This window comes from Gemmatimonadota bacterium, from assembly GCA_016720805.1.
In the GTDB taxonomy this organism is placed as follows: domain Bacteria; phylum Gemmatimonadota; class Gemmatimonadetes; order Gemmatimonadales; family GWC2-71-9; genus Palsa-1233.
Map to the genome: position 1 here is coordinate 183,354 of JADKJZ010000014.1, position 17,137 is coordinate 200,490.

At 68.8% G+C, this 17,137-nt stretch carries 17 protein-coding genes; 7 read left to right on the plus strand and 10 right to left on the minus strand.

Going from position 1 to position 17,137, the window contains the following annotated elements:
* Nucleotides 1–53: 53 nt before the first annotated feature.
* From IPP98_11045 to IPP98_11085, 9 genes are all read right to left on the minus strand, one after another.
* Entirely contained in the window at nucleotides 54–1,151 is a 1,098-nt protein-coding gene (locus IPP98_11045) for a hypothetical protein (GenBank protein MBL0179645.1), read from the minus strand.
* Complete coding sequence (locus IPP98_11050; GenBank protein MBL0179646.1) at nucleotides 1,148–2,845, minus strand: HEAT repeat domain-containing protein; 1,698 nt, start codon at nucleotides 2,843–2,845, stop codon at nucleotides 1,148–1,150. Before IPP98_11050 ends, IPP98_11045 begins: the two co-directional genes overlap by 4 nt.
* An 8-nt stretch (nucleotides 2,846–2,853) precedes the next feature.
* Nucleotides 2,854–3,459: a hypothetical protein gene (locus tag IPP98_11055; GenBank protein ID MBL0179647.1), complete on the minus strand. Its 606-nt coding sequence runs from the start codon at nucleotides 3,457–3,459 to the stop codon at nucleotides 2,854–2,856.
* Nucleotides 3,456–4,037, minus strand: a complete 582-nt coding sequence (locus IPP98_11060) for an RNA polymerase sigma factor (protein MBL0179648.1) — start codon at nucleotides 4,035–4,037, stop codon at nucleotides 3,456–3,458. Before IPP98_11060 ends, IPP98_11055 begins: the two co-directional genes overlap by 4 nt.
* A gap of 144 nt (nucleotides 4,038–4,181) precedes the next feature.
* Nucleotides 4,182–5,423, minus strand: a complete 1,242-nt coding sequence (locus tag IPP98_11065; protein MBL0179649.1) for a dicarboxylate/amino acid:cation symporter — start codon at nucleotides 5,421–5,423, stop codon at nucleotides 4,182–4,184.
* A 24-nt stretch (nucleotides 5,424–5,447) separates the two neighbouring features.
* A complete protein-coding gene (gene tal / locus IPP98_11070) occupies nucleotides 5,448–6,572 on the minus strand; it encodes a transaldolase (protein ID MBL0179650.1) in 1,125 nt (374 codons plus the stop codon).
* Entirely contained in the window at nucleotides 6,569–8,491 is a 1,923-nt protein-coding gene (gene tkt, locus IPP98_11075; protein MBL0179651.1) for a transketolase, read from the minus strand. The genes tal and tkt overlap by 4 nt, the downstream gene beginning before the upstream one ends.
* Nucleotides 8,492–8,646: 155 nt before the next feature.
* A complete protein-coding gene (locus IPP98_11080; protein ID MBL0179652.1) occupies nucleotides 8,647–8,892 on the minus strand; it encodes a hypothetical protein in 246 nt (81 codons plus the stop codon).
* A gap of 102 nt (nucleotides 8,893–8,994) precedes the next feature.
* On the minus strand, nucleotides 8,995–10,161 hold the full coding sequence (locus IPP98_11085) for a glycerol-3-phosphate dehydrogenase/oxidase (GenBank protein ID MBL0179653.1): 1,167 nt from the start codon (nucleotides 10,159–10,161) through the stop codon (nucleotides 8,995–8,997).
* A 127-nt stretch (nucleotides 10,162–10,288) separates the two neighbouring features.
* Here IPP98_11085 and IPP98_11090 point away from each other — a divergent pair, with 127 nt between their 5' ends.
* From IPP98_11090 to IPP98_11105, 4 genes are all read left to right on the plus strand, one after another.
* Nucleotides 10,289–11,152 carry a MerR family transcriptional regulator gene (locus IPP98_11090; GenBank protein MBL0179654.1) on the plus strand — a complete coding sequence of 288 codons (864 nt, stop codon included), beginning with the start codon at nucleotides 10,289–10,291 and terminating at the stop codon, nucleotides 11,150–11,152.
* Nucleotides 11,153–11,189: 37 nt separating this feature from the next.
* Nucleotides 11,190–12,545, plus strand: a complete 1,356-nt coding sequence (gene crtI / locus IPP98_11095) for a phytoene desaturase (protein ID MBL0179655.1) — start codon at nucleotides 11,190–11,192, stop codon at nucleotides 12,543–12,545.
* A 64-nt stretch (nucleotides 12,546–12,609) separates the two neighbouring features.
* Complete coding sequence (locus tag IPP98_11100; protein ID MBL0179656.1) at nucleotides 12,610–13,401, plus strand: squalene/phytoene synthase family protein; 792 nt, start codon at nucleotides 12,610–12,612, stop codon at nucleotides 13,399–13,401.
* Complete coding sequence (locus tag IPP98_11105) at nucleotides 13,398–14,177, plus strand: lysophospholipid acyltransferase family protein (GenBank protein ID MBL0179657.1); 780 nt, start codon at nucleotides 13,398–13,400, stop codon at nucleotides 14,175–14,177. The genes IPP98_11100 and IPP98_11105 overlap by 4 nt, the downstream gene beginning before the upstream one ends.
* A 68-nt stretch (nucleotides 14,178–14,245) precedes the next feature.
* Here the strand turns inward: IPP98_11105 and IPP98_11110 are convergent, their stop codons facing one another.
* Nucleotides 14,246–14,992, minus strand: a complete 747-nt coding sequence (locus tag IPP98_11110) for a PEP-CTERM sorting domain-containing protein (protein ID MBL0179658.1) — start codon at nucleotides 14,990–14,992, stop codon at nucleotides 14,246–14,248.
* Nucleotides 14,993–15,278: 286 nt separating this feature from the next.
* Between IPP98_11110 and IPP98_11115 the strand changes: the two genes are divergently transcribed.
* The 3 genes from IPP98_11115 to IPP98_11125 are packed head-to-tail and all read left to right on the plus strand — an operon-like array spanning nucleotide 15,279 to nucleotide 17,075.
* Nucleotides 15,279–15,725 (plus strand): DUF2269 family protein, encoded by a 447-nt coding sequence (locus tag IPP98_11115; GenBank protein MBL0179659.1) that lies wholly within the window; start codon nucleotides 15,279–15,281, stop codon nucleotides 15,723–15,725.
* On the plus strand, nucleotides 15,722–16,561 hold the full coding sequence (locus IPP98_11120) for a protein kinase (GenBank protein MBL0179660.1): 840 nt from the start codon (nucleotides 15,722–15,724) through the stop codon (nucleotides 16,559–16,561). Before IPP98_11115 ends, IPP98_11120 begins: the two co-directional genes overlap by 4 nt.
* Nucleotides 16,562–16,583: 22 nt before the next feature.
* Nucleotides 16,584–17,075: an HNH endonuclease gene (locus IPP98_11125; protein ID MBL0179661.1), complete on the plus strand. Its 492-nt coding sequence runs from the start codon at nucleotides 16,584–16,586 to the stop codon at nucleotides 17,073–17,075.
* Nucleotides 17,076–17,137 lie beyond the last annotated feature (62 nt).

Here is a 17,137-nt window from a genome sequence, read left to right on the forward strand (position 1 = left end):
CTAAGATACGATGATCGATGATCGTCCATCGATGATCGATCATCGACCATCGATCATCGCTCCTTTTCGGCCATCCCCTTCAACGCTTCACGAATCCGCGGCTCATCGAGTCGCCCGAGGATCGAGATCACGCGCCGACGCCGGGCGACGGGTTCCGTCTGGGACTCGGCGACGCTGAGCAGCCAGGTGACGTTGTCGCGGCCGCCCGCATTGCCGAGGGCACTGATGAGGGCATCCCGTTCACGATCGGTGCTGAGCGACGGATAGAGCTCGCGGAGCAGCCGGTAATCGGCGCCCGTGGCGTAGTCGCCGCCGAGACCCTGGATCGCGAGGACACGCAGTTCGTCGGTCAGGTCGCTGCGCCGAACTGCCTCGCGGGTGAACTGCCGTGCGCGCGGGTCCCCTGATCGCGTCAGCGACGCGAAGGCCTGCCGGGCGAGCCATGGATCGCTCTCGCGCGAGAAGGCGATCAGCGTCGTGACGCCTTCGCCCCGGTCCATCGAGGAGAGCGAGGAAAGCGCCGAGCTGCGGAGCGACTCATTCTCGCTCCGGTTGCGCACGATCTCCTCGAGGAGCCGTGTCGCCGCGGCCGCGCCGATGCCACCCGCCTCGTCTCGCCGCCGACTCAACCAGGAGAGGGCGCTGCGACGGAGATCACGCGAACGCTCGCCGTCGCGGACGATCGCGGCAAGCGCTGGCGTCACGACGCTGCTGTCGGCGATCATCGCCGGGAGGAGCGCATCGCGGGCCGGTCGGCCCTCGAGTGACGTCGCCAGCCCCAGCAACCACTTGCTTGCGTCACCGCTGCCGACCGCGCCAAGATTGGTGCCGTCCCCGGCCTCGGGCGTCAGCGGACCAGCGTGGGTCTCGATTCGGACGACCTCCTTGCCGATCCGTGCCACGACCACGCGCACCGGACCGGCGGCGCACTGCTCGCGGTTCATGTCGTTCCCGGACGAGTAGTAGTACCCCCCGCCGTCGTCGACGCGGAGCAGGGTGGTACCGTTGCCGCAGACACCAGCCCGTGCGGCGAAGTGAAATTGCACGTTGCCGTCCGGCGCGCCGGCCACCCGCCGGTCCAGTGCCTGCCCCGTGAGCGGCATCGCCGCGGCACTCAGCAGCAGGATGAACCCTTCGACGCGGCGGCTCACTTGTCCACCAACTCGAGCAGGAGCTTGGTCGCCCGCGGGTCCTTGCTGTTCGACAGTTCGGAAATCGCCTGACGGCGGGCGCTCGGGTCGGTGCCGTTCCGGGCGATCTCGATCAGCTTCTCGAGGGCGGCGGGGTCCTTCCGGTCGCCGAGGGCGCTGATGAGCGTACCGCGGATGCGCTGGTGCGTCGCGACGTCATAGAGACGGATGAGGGTCGGAACATCCGCGGTGCTGCTGATGCTGCGCATCGCCGCGAGCCGCGAATCGAGCGGCTCGTCTTCGTTGCGGGCCAGGGCCGTGAGCCACTGGACGTTGCTCTCGCCGCCGACTCGGGCGATCGCCGAGGCGATGCGCGATTGCACGCGCGGCGAGGTCGTCTTGGCGTAGACGCCGCGCAGCCAGGCCGCATCTTCCGTGCTGGCGCGGTCGCTGGTGAGGGCGTCGACCAGCGAGGCCCGGAGCGACTCATCCGCGTCGTTGCGCTCGATGACGGCGCGGACAGCGGCCTTGGCACGCGGCGAGGGGTTTGCGGCAAGGGCGCGGGCGGCGGCACGCTGCACCGAGGCATCATTGCTGCGGGTCAGTTCCTCGAGGGCAGTCACCACCTCGTCTCCCGGCATCGAGCCGAGCCAGTCGATTGCCTGCAAGCGCATCGAGGTCGACGGGTCGTTGCGCGCCACGCCGAGCAGGGTGTTGGTCGCGGCCGCGTCCTTCTTGCCGGCAATCGCGAAGAGGGCGGTCCGGCGCAGCGGCACCGAGCATTCGTCCCGCTTTGCCAAGGTGCGCGCCGCAACGCCGCGGGCCGCCTCCGGATCGCTCTGCAGCAATGCATTGAGCGCCTCGCTGCGCACGGCCTGCTCTTCCTGGTCGCAGGCGTCGGCGCCGCGCGCGGTGAGGGCACGCTTCACGAGCGGGTCGTTCGACATGCCGCGCGAGGAGAGGACGCCGGCGATCCGCGCCGCGAGGGCGTCGCCGTCGGGACGCGTGCCACTGCTCGCCCAGGTGATGCCGTTGCCGCTGGTGGTGAAGACCCTGGTCGCTTCGGCGTCACGGGGCATCAGGACCGTGGTGCCGTTGCGGAAGGTCGCGCCCGGCGAGCTCGCGGCGGCGCCGCTCTTCGTCGCCTCGGGAGTCGGCTGGGCGGCGCGCCACCGCTCGAGGATGCCGAGCGCCTCCTGCAGTTCCGGCGTGCCACCAATGCGGTAGAGCGCGAACGACTGCCAGTAGGGGACATCGCGCGCATAGACCGACGTCGGGAACCGCTTGGTGATGTCACCGAAGAGCGTTGCCGCCCGGCGATAGTCGCCGCGATTGAGCGTCTCGCGTGCCAGGCGGTACAGCGAGTCGGCCGGGTCGTCCTTGGCCCACGCCGACGGCGGCTGGTGGCCGAAAGTGGAGCCGCTGATCGACGTGAAGCCGTCGAAGGCCGAGCTGAACCGGTCGACGCTGAGGGCATACCGATCCAGCGCGTCGGTGAAGTGGAGTTGCGCGTCGCTGAAGTGGTCGAGACTGTAGACCGAGCCGATCGGGTCGAGGTTGATGCTCGGCGAAAGCCGGGAGTACGATCCGAAGGGCGCGGACGGCACAGTCGTCATGATCGGCGCGGGGGTCCGCGGAGCGACAGGCGATGTCGCCACCTGCGCCGCGGCAGCGGCCGGAACCAGCAACAGGGTGAGCAGGGTGCAAAGGCGCATGGGGTCTCTCAGTTCAGCTGGAGGGAATGGGCCACAACGGCCGAGCGGAGGCGCGGCAACAGGTCGCGCTGGTGGACGGCATCGCGGATCAAGGTCAGTTCATCGGCTCGGCGCGGCTCAAGCCCAGCCACCTGCACCAGCACGAGTTCAAGGTCTTCGAGGAGCGCGCGCATCCGCGGGTCGGTGGCGACCGGGGAGTCGAGCAGCAACCGCGTGCTGCGGAGCAACTCGACGCCCTGCGTCACCAGCTGCGCATTCGCTGCCGCCGGCGCATCCTGCTCCGGCAGCGCCACCAGCAACATCGCGGTCTGTCCGAGCAATTCCTCGGTGGCGCGTTGATAGGGATCGGGCGTTGCCGCGGCGACGGTGGCGACGGGGGCGGCCACGGGATTCACCCCGCGACGCCCGATGGCGACGCCGAGCACCAGTGCCGCGGCGATCGCGGCGGAGAACATCCCCCAGCCCGGCGTCCCGCGGCGGCGCAGCGGAGCGGCCGGCGCATCGAGCTCGGCCCGCACCGCCGTCCAGATCGCGTCGCGCGGGGTCTCACCCGGTGCCCGCCACTGACTCGCGGCATCGCGCAACAGGGTGTCCAGCGGATCGTGCTGGTTCATCGTCGGTCCTCCAAGTGCGGGGCCAACATCGCCCGCAGTCGTGCCCGGGCTTCAGAGACCCTGGCCTTGCTGGTGCCTTCCGCAATCCCCAGCGCCGAGCCGATCTCGGCGTGGGTGTAGCCTTCCATCGTGTACATGATCAGTGCGATCCGCAGGTTCGGCGGGAGCCCGTCGATGGCGCTCGTCAGCGCATCGTGCAGGTCCGGACTGATGCCCCCATCGGACGCCGGGAGCTGGTGGTAATCCTCGAGGTCGTACTCCCGCTGCCGGAACCGCTTCACTCGGCGCATCGCATTCAGGCAGGTCGTGGTGGCGACCTTGTGCAGCCAGGTCGCGAACGATGACTCCCCACGGAACTGCCCGATCACCCGGAAGAGCTGGACGAAGACGTCCTGGGTGAGTTCGCTGGCCAGATGCCGGTCACCGGCAATCCGGTACGCGAGACGATAGACCCGGTCCACGTGCGCCTCGTACAGGCGACGCGCCGCCTCCCGGTCGCCCGAAACCGCCTGGGCCACCAGCCACCGCTCCTCCTCGCCGGTCCCCGGCGCCGGGGCGGCATGCAGTGCGTCAGTCATCGTCAGGGGGTTGGACACCGGGTGGCGGGAAAGCGTTGGGGGCAACCGGTGGTGGCCCGGGGCGTCGGCGCGCGATGCTCATATGACGTGCGCCCCGCAGCCGAGTGTCATCGTCTGCGGGGCGCGCGGCAGGTGGGGGGGAACTCAGCTCTCGGCGGGCTTGAACTCCCCTTCCCAGCGCGCCATCACCACCGACGCGAGGCAGTTGCCGAGCAGGTTCACCGACGTCCGCATCATGTCCATGATGGCATCGACGCCGAGGATCACGGCGACGCCCTCCAGCGGCAGGCCGAACGACGTCAGCGTGCCCGAGAGGATCACCAGCGAGGCGCGCGGCACCGCGGCCACGCCCTTCGACGTGAGCATCAGCGTCAGCATCATCAGCAGCTGGGTGCCGAGCGTGAGCTCGATGCCGGCGGCCTGCGAGACGAACACCGACGCGACGGCGAGGTAGAGCGTCGAGCCATCGAGGTTGAACGAGTAGCCGGTCGGCAGCACGAAGGCGACGATCCGCTTCGGCACGCCCATCTTCTCGAGGTTCTCCATCGCCAGCGGCAGCGCCGCTTCCGACGAGGCGGTCGAGAAGGCGATCAGGTACGGCTGCTTGACGTACTTCCAGAAGAGCCGGAGCGGCACCTTCGCGATCAGCGCGATCGGCAGCAGCACCACCAGCACGAAGACGACCAGCGCGCCGGCCAGCGTGAGCACCAGCGCGGCGAGGTTGCCGAGGACGCCGAGGCCGCTGTTGCCGATGGTGACGGCAATCGCGGCGGCGATGCCGATCGGGGCGAAGAGCATCACGATGCCGGTGAACTTGAACATCACCTCGGTCAGCGACTCGCAGAACGCCAGCATCGTCTCCTTCGCCTTCCCCTGCACCTGCGCCAGTCCGATCCCGAAGAGCAGCGAGAAGAAGACGATCTGCAGCACCTCGTTGTCGGCCGCTGCCTTGAAGAACGAGGCCGGGACGGTGTGATCGAGCACGCCGGCGAAGGTCGTCTTCGTCTCGGCGAGCTTCGCCCCCGTCTCGGCACTCGCGGTCAGCTGCACGCCGTCGCCGGGGCGGACCAGGTTGACCGCGCCCAGGCCGATGAAGAGCGCCGCCGTCGTGGCGATCTCGAAGTAGATGATGCTGCGGAGTGCCAGGCGACCGACCTGTTTGAGGTCATCGCCGTGCCCCGCAATCCCCACGACCAGCGAGCCGAAGATCAGCGGCACCACGATCGACTTGATCATCTTGATGAAGATCGACGAGAACGGCTGCAGGTACGGCGTCAGCGAGACGTTCGTCCAGACCGCGTTGTCGAGGTAGCCGATCAGGATCCCGACGACCATCGAGATGCCGATCCACCACGTGAGGGGGATCTTGCGCAGGGCAGCGAACATCGGGACTCCGGGGGAGGAGAAGGGTCAGCCGGCCACAGGTCGGTCGGAGAGCGTACCGGCCTTCTGTTCGACGCGGTCCAGCAACTGCTGCCAGCTTTCGGCAAACTTCGCCACACCATCGGCCTCGAGGAACGCGGTGCGCTCCGCGAGGGAGCCGACACCAAGCGCATCATAGGCCGCCAAGGTCCGCGCGGCATCCGCCTCCGTGGCCGGCGTGATCCGCACGTGCGGATCGCCGTGGTCGGCATAGGCGCGGAAGGTCTCCGGTGGCAGCGTGTTCACGGTGTCCGGGGCGATCAGCGCCTCGACATAGAGCACGTCGGAGAGCGACGGATCCTTGGTGCTGGTCGAGGCCCAGAGCGTCCGCTGCGCCTTGGCGCCCTGGGCGGCCAGCGCCTGCCAGCGCGGGGTGAGCAGCGTCTCGCCGAAGGCCGCGTAGGCGGCGACGGCGTTGGCGATCGCGACCTGATCCTTCAATCCGGCAGCCGCGGCACCAGCCTTGGCGATCGCCGCATTGGCCTGGCCGTCGACGCGGCTCACGAAGAACGACGCCACCGAATGGATGCCGTCGATCGGGAGACCGGCCGCGGCGCGCTGTTCGAGGCCACGGCAGAACGCATCGACGACCTCGCGATAGCGCGTCACCGAGAAGAGCAGCGTCACGTTGACGTTGATGCCCTTGGCGAGGCAGTGCGTGATCGCCGGGAGACCCTCGCGGGTGCCGGGGATCTTGATCATCGCGTTCGGCCGATCGACCCGCGCCCAGAGGCGCTCCGCCTGCACGATCGTCCCCTCGGTGTCGTGCGCGAGCGTCGGCGCCACTTCGAGCGAGACGGTGCCGTCGCCGTGGCCGCTGGCGTCATAGACCGGACGGAAGACATCGCACGCCGCCTGCACGTCGGCGACCATCAGCGACTCGACGATCTCGGCCGCGGTCGCGCCGCGTGCCGCAAGGACGCGGATGTCGGCGTCGTAGTCGTTGCTGCCGGTGATCGCCTTCTCGAAGATCGTCGGATTGGACGTCATGCCGAGGAGTCCGTCCTCGCGAATGAGTCGCGCGAGTTCGCCGGAGCGGACGAGGTCGCGCGTGATGAAATCGTACCACGGACTCTGCCCGAGGGCGCCGAGACGAACGAGGGGATGGGTCACGACGTGCTCGCGGTGAGAATGGAACGGACGGCGGCGACGACATGCGCCGGCGTGAAGCCGAATTCCTGGAAGAGGCGTTCGCCCGGGGCGGAGGCGCCGAAGTGATCGAGGCCGAGGGAACGACCGCGATCGCCAACCCAGCGCGACCAGCCGAAGGTGAGTGCTGCCTCGATCGACACCCGTGCCGTGATTGCCCTCGGCAGCACCCGCTCCTTCCACGCCGGGTCCTGTGCCGCGAAGAGTTCCCACGACGGCATCGACACGACCCGTGTCGGCGTCCCCTCCGCCTCGAGGGTCGCGGCGGCGGCGACTGCGACATTCACCTCGGAGCCGGTCGACAGAATGATCGCCACGGGGGCGGTCGCCGGTTCATGCAGGATGTAGCCGCCGCGCGCCGTGTCGGCCGACATGTCGGCGCGCCGCACGAGGGCCGGGAGCTTCTGTCGGGTGAGGATCAGCGCCGTCGGGCCAGTGCTGCGGCCGATCGCCGTCCGCCACGCCGCCACCGTCTCGGCGGCATCGGCCGGGCGCAGCGTCACCAGGTTGGGAATGCCACGCAGCATCGCGAGGTGCTCGATCGGCTGGTGCGTCGGGCCGTCTTCGCCGACGCCGATCGAATCGTGCGTGAAGATGTAGATCACCGGCAGCCCCATCAGGCCGGCGAGTCGGATCGATGGCTTGCAGTAATCGGCGAAGACCAGGAAAGTCGCGCCGTAGGGCCGCACGCCACCGTGGCACGCCATGCCGTTCAGCGTGGCCGCCATGCCGTGCTCGCGAATGCCCCAGTGGAAGCGCGGGCCGGTGCTCGTGGCGGAGAAGACATCGCCGAAGGTGATGTTGGTGCCGTTGCTGCCACCGAGGTCGGCCGAGCCGCCGGCCAGGCCGGGAATCACCGGGGCCAGCGCGGCGAGCGCCTTCTGCGACGCCTGCCGCGAGGCGACCGACTCGTCGCTCAGGTCGGGGAGATGGCTGGCCCAATCATCGGGGAGGGTGCCGGTGAGCTGGGCGCGGTACGCGCTGGCCTTGGGGTTCGCCGTCATGCGAGCTTCCCACGCCTGCACGAGCTCGCGGCCCCGCTCGGCGAGCGGCGCCATCTCCGCATACGCCTCCGGCGCCACATGGAAGGGCTCGGTCGGCCAGTCGAGGAGCGCCTTGGTGCGGGTGATCTCGTCGGCGCCGAGCGGCTCGCCGTGGGCCTTGGACGAATCGCGCTTGGTCGGGGCGGGGTCGCCGATGATCGTGCGCAACACGATCAGCGTCGGCGCGTCCTGGTGGGCGGCGGCTTGCGTGAGGGCGGTGTCGATGTCGTCGAGGTCGTTGCCGTCGCGGACGTGGAGCACATGCCAGCCATAGGCGGCAAAACGGGCGCCGACATCTTCCGAGAAGCAGAGGTCCGTGCGCCCGTCGATGGTGATCTTGTTGTCGTCCCAGATGACGGTGAGGCGGTCGAGCTTGAGGTGGCCAGCCAACGACGCCGCCTCGCTCGCCACGCCTTCCATCAGGTCGCCGTCGGAGCAGAGCACCCAGGTGCGGTGATCGCAGAGCTCCGCGCCGTACTGCTCGCGCAGCATCCGCTCCGCAATCGCCATCCCGACGCCGTTGCCGATCCCCTGCCCGAGCGGGCCGGTGGTGGTCTCGACCCCGACGGTGTGGCCGCGCTCCGGGTGGCCCGGCGTCTTCGAGCCCCATTGCCGGAAGCGCTTGATCTCCTCGAGCGGCAGGTCGTATCCGCTCAGGTGCAGCGCGCCATACAACAACATCGACGCGTGGCCGCAGGAGAGGACGAAGCGATCGCGATCAGCCCACGTCGGAGCGTGCGGGGCGTGCTTCAGGTGACGGCGGTAGAGGACGTACGCCACCGGGGCGAGCGCCATCGGCGTCCCCGGATGTCCCGAGTTGGCCTGCTGGACGGCATCCATGGCCAGGACGCGCAGTGAATTGATGGTCTTCCAGGCGGCGTCGGTGGCCAGGGTGGGGTTGGTCACGGCGTGTCGGGCTCACGAGTCTGAGGAACGGGGGGGGAACCACCGAAAGATAACGTCCCCCGCCCGCACCTGAGGCTCCCCGACCGTGACTACTTCTTCCGGCGCGCCCGCGCCACGCCGACCCCGGCGGCCACCACTGCGGCCGCGCCCAGAACCGCGGCCGCCACCTTCTTCCGCTTGGCCACCTTCGCCTCCTTGCCAGAGACCTTGTCGGCCAGCTTCTGGACCGCGGCCTTCGCCGCCGCTCCCGACTTCGCGACGTCTTTCTTCGCCTCCGCCACCGCGTGCTTCACTGCCTTGGATGCGGCCTTCTTGGTCGCCTTCGAGATCGCCATGGTCCACTCCGATGGATGAGATGTTCAGGGAGCATGCAGCACTAGGGGGGACGATCCAGTGGTATCCAGCCACACCGCCGCCACTCGATCATCGATCATCGATCATCGATCATCGATCATCGATGACGGCTCCTCGGCAGTGCGACATGGTGGCAACACCCGCCCCAACACCGCTCCGAGCTGGTTGACCGCTTCCTCTGCCATCGCCCGATGGGTCGTCAACTTGCCGCCGGCGATGGTGAGCACGTTGCCCTCGCGCAGGATCAGGTGTTCCCGACTGCGGGCGCTGGCGGTACCCTGTTGCCGGAGCAATGGGCGGACACCGGCCCAGCGGTCCTGAACGTCACCCACGGCCAGGGCCAAGGCGGGGAAAAGATGCTGGACGGCCCGAAGCAGGTAGGCCACGTCCTCGTCGCCCACGCGCAGCGCGTCGGGCGATTCGGTCGTCTCGGTGTCGGTCGTCCCGACCACCACGCGCTGATGCTCCGGCTCCGGAATGCAGAACATCACCCGCTGGTCGTCGGGATGCCGGAGGGCGAGCGCCTGCGTCAGTGGCAGGCGTCCCGTGGGGAAGGTGACGTGAATGCCCTTCGTCCCGCCGACCAGCCCGCGTTCGGGCAGGCCGACGGTCGTCCGGACCGCATCGGTCCACGGCCCCGCCGCGATGACCAGGGTGCGCGCGTCGACCCGCTCGCCATTCGGGAGCGTGGCGACGACGCCCTGCGCTGTAACGGCGATGCCGGCGTCGCATTCCTCGACGATCCGCGCCCCCCGACGCTGGGCATCGCCGATCGTGGCCCAGACCAATCCGATGTCGTCGCACCGAGCGTCCTGGTAGACCGCGCCGCCGAGGAGCGGGGCGTCGGCGAGCAGCGGCTCATGCCGGAGCAGGGCCGCCCGGGAGAGCGGATGATGCGGCCCGAGCGCGTGCTTCGCGGCCAGCAGTCGGTAGAGCACGACGCCGACGCCGATTCGGAGCCACTGCCACCAGGCCCCCCGCTCGAGCACGAAATAGAAGGGAATCGGGTGCACCAGCGTCGGGGCGATGGCCAGGAGCGTGGCCCGCTCCGCCAGCGCCTCGTGGACCAGGTGGATGTCGCCCATCTCGAGGTAGCGGATCCCGCCGTGGATCAGCCGGCTCGACCGGGACGAGGTGCCCCAGCCGACAGTCCGTCGTTCCAGCAGGGTGACGGAAAGCCCGCGCATCACGGCGTCGCGGGCGACTGCCGCGCCCACGATGCCACCGCCGAGAATGAGCAAATCTTGCATGCGGGAAGCTCCCGGGATCGATGATCGATGGTCGATCATCGATCATCGATGGACGATCATCGGCCAGCCGGGACCTCTCCCCCGGATCCGGGGTAACTTATCCCAACGTCGTCCATCCCGGGGTCCCGTGAATCCAGAGTTCCGCACCTATGAAATCCAGGAAGTGTCCGGGCTGACCGGACTCTCTCGGGATCGATTGCGGGCCTGGGAACGCCGCTACGAGGCGGTTCGGCCGGTCCGGCAGGCCAACGGCTACCGCGCCTACACCGCCGATCAGGTCGCCCTGCTCCGTGCCTATGGCCGGTTGGTGACCCAGGGGGCCAGGATCGGATCGCTGGTCGGACGCCCCGCGGCCGAGGTGATCGAGACTGCCTGGCGGGAGTCGCCCGACGGTACGCCGCTCGGGGAGCCATTGGCCGCCATCCGTCGCCTCGATCGCGAAGCGCTGGAGCGCCTGGTGGCCGAGCAGCTGGCCATTCGTGGCCTGACCGGTTTCGCCGACGAAATCGCGATGCCGTTGGCGACGCTGATTGGCGATCTCTGGTCGATCGGCGACCTCCCGATTGCGGCGGAGCATCTCGCCAGCGAGGTGGTGATCCACGCCCTGAAGGAGGGCCTCCGCGCCCAGCAGCTTCCCGGGCCGTTGGCGTTGGCCGCCTGCCTGCCGGGGGAACGGCATGAGTGGGGGTTCCTCACCACGCTCTGCCACCTGCAGGAGTGGGGCTGGCAGATCCGCTATCTCGGCGCCGACCTCCCGCTGGACGAGGTGGTCGAGTCCGCGTGGCAGGTGACCCCGGCCGCGGTCGCCCTCTCGGTGAGCGACCCCGAAACCTGTGCCTTCGTGCTCGATGAGTTGCTCGCGCTGCCGGCGCGCCTCCCGAATCGATGCTTCGTCTCGATCGGCGGGGCGGGGATCGAGGGTCGGCAGGCCACCTTGGCTGCGGCAGGATTCCAGGTCGGTGCGGAGCCCTTCGCGCTCGCGCCGCGTTAATTTTCGGCGCCCCCTTTTTGCCCCAGACACGACACTCATGACTCTCGATCCGGCCACCCTCTCCGCGCCGCCGTCCAGCACCGACGACCTCGCCGATTGCCGCCTCCCCGGCGGTCCTGCCGTCACGGGCCAGTGTGCCGTGATTGTCGGTGCGGGCATCGGCGGCCTGGCCAGCGCCATCCACCTCGCGCACGCGGGCTACCGCGTCACCGTCCTCGAGCGCCACGCCGGTCCCGGCGGGCGCAACGGTCGTTGGGAGTCCGAGGGCTTCACCTTCGACACCGGGCCGTCGTTGCTGCTCATGCTCGAGTACTGGCACAAGCTCTTCGCCATGGTCGGTCGCAAGGTCGAGGACTATCTGGACGTGGTGCAGGTGCTCCCGAACTACAACGTGCACTTCGCCGACGGCACCGTGCTCGAGATGACGCCCCAGCTCAACGTCCTCCTCGAGGGGATGGAGAAGATCGAGCCGGGGTGCGGACCGCGCGTGCTCGAGTATCTCGCCCGTACCAAGCGGATGTATGACTCGGGGCTCGAGTTCATCTCGAAGAACATGACGTCGCCGCTCGACATGATTTCGCCCAGCCGCCTCGGCTCGCTCGCCAATCTCGGCGCGCTCGGCGACCTGCAGAAGCTGATCGCCAAGTACGTCAAGGACGAGCGGCTGCAGCAGGCGCTCTCCTTCCAGGCACTCTACCTCGGCCTCTCGCCGTATGATGCGCTGGCGATCTATGCCCTCCTGCCCTACACCGAAATCGGCGGCGGCGTGCATTACCCCATGGGGGGGATGTACGAGTTGCCGCTCGCGCTCGAAAAGGTCGGTCGCGAGATGGGGGTGCAGTATCGGTACGGCGCCAAGGTCACCGAACTCGAGAAGCACGGCGACACGGTGACGGCGGTCCAGCTCGAGGACGGCTCGCGGGTTGCCGGCGACGTCGTGCTCGTGAACGCCGACCTGCCCTACGCCTATCAGTCGCTGCTCAAGGAGCCGTATCCGAAGATCGAGCAGAAGCGCTTCTCCTGCTCCGTGGTGCTGATGTACCTCGGCGTGAAGAAGGAGTACGCCAATCTCGAGCATCACAACTTCATCGTCGCCAAGGACATGCGCGAGGCATGCCGCCAGCTCTTCGAGGAGCACGCGATGCCGGAGGACCCGCCGTACTACGTCGTGGCCAGCACGCGCACCGACAAGAGCGGAGCGCCCGAGGGATGCGAGAACATCTTCGTGCTCGTGCTCGCGCCGTCGCAGCACCCCGACCCCGCGCGCCGCATCGACTGGGCGGTCGAAGGCCGAGGGGCGGGCCGCAGAAGCGTCGAGGGTCGGCGCATGCGCGAGCAGGCGGCGGCGGCCTGCCGATGGCGCATTCGGCGGATGCGTCCCCGGCTTCGGTGACGCCTCGTCGAGCAGGGCGCGCCGAGGGCAACGGCGGATTGGGCGAAGCGTTCTCGCCTCCAAATTGCTGCCGCCGACAGCCGGAGGAGCCCCCCCCCCCCCCCTGGCGGACGTCCCGGCGGGGGGCGCGGGTCGACGTCGATCGCCGATCGCCATCCGATGCCGCCGAGCCGATCTGCGGCGCATCCATGCGGGCGAGGATCCACGCGACCCACGCTGGCTGGCGCTGCGCGACACGATGCGGCGCTTCCCGATTCCGCTCGAGCCGCTCACCGACCTGCTGGTCGGTGTCGCCATCGACCTGGAGCCGGTGGAGTTCGAGGATTTCGCCACCTTGCACCGCTACTGCTACCTGGTGGCCGGCGGCGTCGGGTTGATGCTCGGTCCGGTGCTGGGTGCGCCACCGCAGGCGTTCCGCGAGCCCGGGGTCGGGCTCGGCATCGCCATGCAGCTCGCCAACGTCCTGCGCGACATCGGCGAGGACCTCGATCGCGGCCGAGTCTATCTCCCCCGCGAAGAGCTCGAGCGATTCGGATTGACCCGCGCCGATCTCGAGGTCCGCAAGGTCACGCCCGACTTCGTGCGGATGATGCAGTGGCAGGTGGCACGCGCGCGCCGCTACTTCGAGGATGCCGACGTCGTGATCGGCCTCTTCCCGCGTGACGGCTCGCGCCTCACGGTGCGGCTGCTGCAGCAGACGTACGCCGGCATTCTCGACGTGATCGAGGCGAACCAGTACAACGTCTTCACCCAGCGCGCCTTCACCACGATGCCGAAGAAGCTGTCGATCCTTGCGCGCGCGCTGTGGGATGAGCGCTTCCTCTCCGGCGCCATGCCTGGCGAACAGTCCGCATGACCGATCGCGGGGCCCTGCCCGCACCGCTTCCCCCGCCCGGGCCGTTCGCGGTCCGGGCGTTTGAGCGCTACGTGGCGGGCCTCGCGCGCAAGACCTTTGCGTCGGTGCGCTGGCATGCGCTCGACGATTGGCGCGCGTGGCCGTCGTTGCCCACCCTCGTGGTGGCGAATCACACGAACTGGTGGGATGGCTTCCTCTCGAGTCCGCTCTCCACCGCGATGGGGCACCGTTTCCGGATCCTGATGGAGGCGCGGAACCTCGCCCGCTACAAGATCTTTCGCCGGGTCGGTGCGCTGCCCGTCGAACGACGGTCGCCCATGCAGGCAATGCGCGATCTCGCGCTGGCGACCGCCTGTCTGGCACCGGGGACCATGGTGTGGATCTACCCGCAGGGGCAGCGCAGCCCGGCCGCAGCGCCGATCGCCGACCTCGAGCGTGGCGCTGCCTGGATGATCGCACGTCACGGCGGGCCGATCCGTATCCTCCCGGTGGCCTTCCGGTACCCCTTCCTTGGGGAGCAACAGCCGGAAGCCTTCATTCTGGCCGGCCACTCCTGGGTGGAACATCCCGGCGCCAGCATGCAGCGGGCAGGGGTGCACGGACGCCTGACCGAGGGCCTCCGGACAACCATCGCCACGCTCGATGCGCGGCTCGTGTCGGAATCGCTCGACGACTTCGCCACCCTCATCGCCGGCCGCCCGTCGATCAACACGCGATTGGACGCGGTGCGACATCGGCTCGGCCTGCTCGACGACTACGATCGACGGAACGGCTGACCGGAAACGCAGTGCGCGGGTGCGGCCAGAGGCCGCACCCGCGCATCGAGTCAGGCCGGTGAACGCGCCTAGAGGCTGGACGCCTGCTGCTTCCGCCGACGGCGGCTGGCGGCCGCCATGCCGGCCAGGCCGGTGGCGAGCAGCGTCATCGTGGCCGGCTCGGGCACGACTTCCTGCGGCGGCGACGGCTGGCGATACAGGAATTCCTGGGCGCCGCAATTCGGGTTCGTGGCCAGGTCGCAGGTGATCAATGCCCAATCGGAGTACGTGGTCAGCGCCGGCGACGAGTTGTAGAAGCCGGTGGTCAGGCCGAGAAACGCACCGTAGTTGGTCACCAGGTTGTTGAGTCGGGTCGTGGTGTTGCTGCCGTAACCCAGCAGGGCCCACATCGCATCCTGGATCGCACCATCGCGCGCCTTGGTCGCATTGCTCGGCGACGCCTGGTCCTGCCACAGCATCTGGTCGGCGAGGTAGGCCGCCCAGCGATAGGCGTCCGGGGACGACCCGCCGGTTGCCCCGTTCCGGGCGTGCGAGAAGTCGGTCCCATCCAGCGGGGTGATCCAGGCGTCGTAGGTCTGGCCACCGCTGATCCAGTGGTTGTAGTCGACGCACCAGACGTAGAAGGCCGATCCGTAGACGTTCGGCGCCGTGTCGAACTGGCCCAGGTACGGCCCGCCGACGACATTCCCGATCACCGGGGCGCCAGCGATGGAGCCCGCGAATCGGAAGCCGTCCTGATACGGCGTGGTCTGCGCCTGCAACGGCGCGGCGATCAGGGCAGTGGCCGACAGGATCTGGAGCAGACGAGCGTTCATGGTGATTCTCGGCAACGGGGAATCGGAGCAACCAGGGTACGGACTCCTTCTATGGCAACGGTGGGGCCACAAGCCGGCGCCCAGGTCGTGCCATTCCGGTGATGTCTCGCTAAGTTATTGGTGGTATTGATGTTGCAGTGATTTGATCCGGTACGGGATGGGTGGCGCCGGCGCGGCAGGTGCCGCGGGCGTACCACGGCCGAGCCTCGGTTTGTGGCGACGGTCCATCAAGATCGACGAAAGGTGTGGTATCAGGCCCACGGGGCTGGGGGGCGTTCTGCAGTACTTGACGTGGAAGGCGCTGCACGTGATTGGCGCCGTGCTCATGGTGGGGAATGTGACTGTCACCGGCGTCTGGACGATCCTGCTTTGGCGTGATCGGGCCGACCGGACGCCCAGGCACATCGCCCGGGGCATCCTCTGGACCGACCTGCTCTTTACCTTCCTTGGCGGGGCGCTGATGACCATCGCCGGCATCATGATGGTCCGGCAAGCCTATCCGGCCGGCGCGTGGCGGCAGGTCCCCTGGCTTGTGCAGGGGATCGAGATGCTCGGGATCTCCTCCGCCATCTGGCTGGCGCTGCTGATACCTGATCAATTCCGCATGGAGCGCTGCCCCGAGGGTCAGGTCGCCCGCTTCCGCACGCTCTATCTGCGTTGGAGCATCATCGGGTGGGTCGCCACCGCGTTCCTCTTTCGGGGTATCTGGGTGATGACCACCAAGCCGACATGACCGACTCGTTGACGCTCCGTCTCCGCCTCGCGGTCGCCGCCTCCGCGGAGCTGGGCGAGGAAGAGGCCGCCACAGGCGGTCGCCGAGTCTTCCTGGCGCGGTCGCGCACGGATGCCCCGGAGGCTGCCCCCTCCCGTCGCGTGGTGCTGCACCCCGCGCCGCCGGATGGCCCGACGCACGAGGCGCTGGTCCGCCGCACCGACCAGCTGCTGGTGCTCACCCACCCCGCCATCGCCGCCCCCATCGCGACCGGGGAGCTCGAGGGGCGGGCCTGGATCATCGATCCGATCCCACCGGGCGTTCCTCTCCTGCAGCGCCTCGCCGATCGCGGTACGCTGCCGCTGCGCGAGGCAATTGCCATCCTCCGCGATGTTGCCCGAGCCCTTGCCGCGCTCCACCGTCGGGAGTTGACCCACGGCAGGCTCTGGGCCGGCACCGTGATGCTCGATCGGCGCGGGACGGTGCTCACGTCGTTCGGGCTGGTTGCCGACGCGACGCCGAAGGACGATCTCCATGCCCTCGGGGCGCTCGCCTGGGAAATGCTGGTCGGGTTGCCTCCCCAGGCGGTCGGAAGCTGGCCGCTCCGCACCTACCGCCCCTCCGCCCCGGCCGACCTCGAGCGGCTGGTCGGCGGGCTGCTCTCGCCTGACGGGGAGCCGCGCCCAGGTCGGGCGGAGGATGTGCTCGATGTCCTCGACCATTTCCCGCCGCTCACCCCGGAACCGATCGCCGATTTCCTCGATGGCGTCGCCGCCGGCGGGGGACGTCGGAGCCGCCGCCGCCGCGGGCTGATGGTCACCCTCGGGTCACTCTTGGGGCGGCTTCGAGGCGTTTGAGGGCCGGCTCACTTTCCCGTCAATGCACATTCGGCTATTTTACGGGGATGTTCATAAACGATTCTCAGAAGGAAGCAGATTAGTGGCACGCACCAGACGTCGCGGTGGCACCAACGTCGCACCACCGTCCGAAGCAGCGGTTCTCCCAGGTCCCGCCGGCACCACCGTTTCTCGCCCCGCTGGACGCACCTACGGCTCCCATCGTGAATGGCTCCTGGCCAGGCACGGGTCGGTGTGCGCGTACTGTGGCGCCAAGGTTCCACCCGAAACCATCACGCTCGACCACGTCCGGCCGCGTCGCGGCCAGTCGGCCTACGACCGGCCCGACAACCTGGTCCTCGCCTGCCGCCCCTGCAACGCCGCCAAGGCCGACATGCCGCTGCTGGCGTTCCTGATGGCGCGCCGCGCGCGTGGTGTCTTCCTGCTGCACTACGGCGATCACCTCTCCGACCCGCTGAAGGAATTGGTGCGGAAGTCGAGTGAGCGGCCGTTGTTGCCGCCGGAGAGTCGTTAGTCGTTAGTCGTTAGTCGTTAGGACGTAATGGAAAGAGGGTCGCGCATCACGGCAAATTGCTC